A 3,458-nucleotide genomic window follows, 5' to 3' on the forward strand; every position below is an offset into this window, starting at 1 on the left:
GTCGAGCGCCAGGTAGACCACCGGCGTGGTGTAGAGCGTCAGGATCTGGCTGACCAGCAGCCCGCCGACGATGGAGATGCCCAACGGCGTGCGCAGCTCGGCGCCATCACCGTGGCCGAGTGCCAGCGGCAGGGCGCCCAGCAGTGCGGCCATGGTCGTCATCAGGATCGGCCGGAAGCGCAGCACGCAGGCGTGGAAGATCGCGTCCGCCGGGCTCATACCCTGGCTGCGCTCGGCCTCCAGCGCGAAGTCGATCATCATGATCGCGTTCTTCTTGACGATGCCGATCAGCAGGATCACGCCGATCAGCGCGATGATCGAGAAGTCCGTATCCGTGATGATCAACGCCAGCAGCGCCCCCACCCCGGCCGACGGCAGCGTCGACAGGATGGTGATCGGGTGCATGTAGCTCTCATAGAGCACGCCCAGCACGATGTAGATGGTGATGAGCGCGAACAGGATCAGTATCTTCTGGTTAGCGAGCGAATCCTGGAACGCCTTGGCCGTGCCCTGGAAGCTGCCGTGCACGGTAGTCGGCACGCCAATTCGGTTCATTGCTTCTTGGACGTCCTGCGTGGCAGCGTCCAACGACGCACCCTCAGCCAGGTTGAACGAAATCGTGCTGGCCGCGAACTGGCCCTGGTGGTTGACCGCCAGCGCCGTGTTGGTCGGCTCGTAGTGCGAGAAGGTGGACAGCGGCACCTGCGCGCCCGACGAGGTGATGACGTAGATGTCGCGCAGGCCCTCGGGGTTCTGCCAGTACTGCGGCGCCGCCTCCATCACCACGCGGTACTGGTTGAGCGGGTTGTAGATGGTCGACACCTGGCGCTGGCCGAACGCGTTGTTCAGCGCGTTGTCGATGTCGCTCGGGTTGATGCCGAGCGACTTGGCCTTGTCGCGGTCGATGACGAGTGAGGTCTGCAGGCCCTTGTCCTGCGCGTCGGTGTTGACGTCCGCCAGCGATTTCACCTGCGTGAGCGCCTGCTTGATCTTCGGCTCCCAGGCGCGCAGCTCGTCGAGGTTGTCGGCCTGCAGCGTGTACTGGTACTGCGCGTTGCTGGCGCGGCCACCCACGCGGATGTCCTGCACCGATTGCAGGAACAGGCTCGCGCCCGGTTCCTGCGCCAGCTTGCCGCGCAGCCGGTTGATGATCTGGTCAGCCGACATCTTGCGCTCAGCCAGTGGCCGGAGCTGGATGAACATCTGCCCCGTATTGCGCTGGCTGCCGCCGGTGAAGCCCACCACGTTCTCCACCGCCGGGTCCTGCCGCACGATGCTGATGAAATCGGTCAGCTTGGTGCGCATCGCCTGGAACGAGATTGCCTGGTCGGCCTGGATGAAGCCGATCACGCGCCCCGTGTCCTGCTGCGGGAAGAAGCCCTTGGGCACGGCGATGTACAGGTAGACGTTCAGCACCACCGTCAGGCCCAGGATCAGCAGCGTCAGCCAACTGTGACGCAGCGCCCAGGCCAGCGAATGGCGGTAGCCGTCGAGCAGCCAGGTGAAGAAGCCTTCGGTCTTGCGGTGGAACCAGCCGTACTCCTCCTCATTGGCCGGCTTGAGCAGGCGTGCGCACATCATCGGCGTGGTGGTGAGCGACACCACCAGCGACACCAGGATGGCCACCGACAGCGTCACCGCAAACTCGCGGAACAGCCGCCCGACGATGCCGCCCATCATCAGCAGCGGAATGAACACGGCAATCAGCGAGAAGCTCATCGAGACGACCGTGAAGCCGACTTCGCGCGCGCCCTTGAGCGCCGCCTGCATCGGCCGCATGCCGTTCTCGATATGGCGCGAGACGTTCTCCAGCACCACGATGGCATCGTCGACCACGAAGCCGGTGGCCACCGTCAGCGCCATCAGCGAGAGGTTGTCGAGGCTGTAGCCGAACAGGTACATCACCCCAAAGGTGCCGATGAGCGACACCGGCACCGCCACGCTGGGGATGAGGGTGGCGCGCGCGTTGCGCAGGAACAGGAACACCACCATGATCACCAGCGCGATGGAGAGCACCAGCGTGCGCTCCACATCCTTGAGCGAGGCGCGGATGGTGGGCGTGCGGTCCATCATCACGGTCAGGTCGATCTGGGCGGGGATGGTGGCGCGCAGGTAGGGCAGGACGTCGTTGATGCGGTCGACCGTATCGATGATGTTGGCGCCCGGCTGCCGGCTGATGATCAGCAGCACCGACGGCTTGCCGTTGGCCGAGCCGTAGTTGCGGATATCCTGCACGCCGTCGGTCACGTCTGCGACGTCGGATAGCCGCACCGGTGCGCCGTTGCGGTACGCAATGATGAGCGGCCGGTATTCGACGGCCTTCTTGGCCTGGTCGTTGGCGTAGATGGTCCACACGCGGTCGCCGGATTCCAGCATGCCCTTGGGCTTGTTGGCGTTGGTGGCGGTGATCACGCCGCGCACGGTCTCCATCGAGATGCCGTACTTGTTGAGCGCCGTCGGGTTCAACTCCACCCGTACCGCGGGCAGCGAAGCGCCGCCGATGCTGACCTGGCCCACGCCCTGGATCTGCGACAGCTTCTGCGCGAGGATGGTCGAGGCCGCGTCGTACAGCTCGCCGCGCGACATGGTGTCCGACGTCATGCCCAGGATCATGATCGGCGCGTCGGCCGGGTTGACCTTGCGGTAGGTCGGGTTGCTCGGCAGGCCCGAGGGCAACAGGCTGCGCGAGGCGTTGATGGCCGCCTGCACGTCGCGTGCCGCGCCGTCGATGTCGCGCGACAGATCAAACTGCAGCGTGATGCGCGACGAGCCCAGCGAGCTGGACGACGTCATCTCAGTGATGCCCGCGATGCGGCCCAGCGAGCGCTCCAGCGGCGTCGCCACGGTGGCGGCCATGGTCTCGGGGCTGGCGCCGGGCAGCGAGGCATTGACCGAGATGGTCGGGAAGTCCACCTGCGGCAGCGGCGACACCGGCAGCAGGCGGAACGCCGCCATGCCCGCCAGCGCCACGCCGATGGTCAGCAGCGCCGTAGCGACCGGCCGCGCGATGAAGGTGGCGGACAGGTTCATGGCTGGCCGCCGGATTGATCCACGCCCGGGCGGCTGGCGCCACGGCGTGCCGCACGACGCTCACGCCAGTCACGCAGGCGCAGGCCGAGGCTGTCGAACGCCAGGTAGATGACCGGCGTGGTGAACAGCGTCAGCACCTGGCTGACCAGTAGGCCGCCCACCATGGTGATCCCCAGCGGCTGGCGCAGCTCGGAGCCCACGCCCGAGCCCAGCATCAGCGGCAGGGCACCGAGCAGGGCGGCCATGGTCGTCATCAGGATCGGGCGGAAGCGCAGCAGGCACGCCTGGTAGATGGCGTCGCGCGGCTTCATGCCCTGTTCGCGCTCGGCCTCCAGCGCGAAGTCGATCATCATGATGGCGTTCTTCTTGACGATACCGATCAGCAGGATGATCCCGATGATGGCGATGATGCCCATGTCCTTGCCCGA

The 3,458-nt window shown here is 66.1% G+C and carries 2 protein-coding genes; both read right to left on the reverse strand.

The features are described 5' to 3' along the window. Nucleotides 1-3,030: multidrug efflux RND transporter permease subunit (locus QZ609_RS25445; RefSeq protein ID WP_295500978.1), on the reverse strand; the 3,030-nt coding region annotated here is incomplete at its 3' end. After that, on the reverse strand, nt 3,027-3,458 hold a 432-nt coding region (locus QZ609_RS25450; RefSeq protein ID WP_295500980.1), incomplete at its 5' end, for an efflux RND transporter permease subunit. The genes QZ609_RS25445 and QZ609_RS25450, both read right to left, overlap by 4 nt.

The sequence above is a fragment of the uncultured Ralstonia sp. genome, from assembly GCA_913056305.1.
Lineage (GTDB): Bacteria > Pseudomonadota > Gammaproteobacteria > Burkholderiales > Burkholderiaceae > Ralstonia.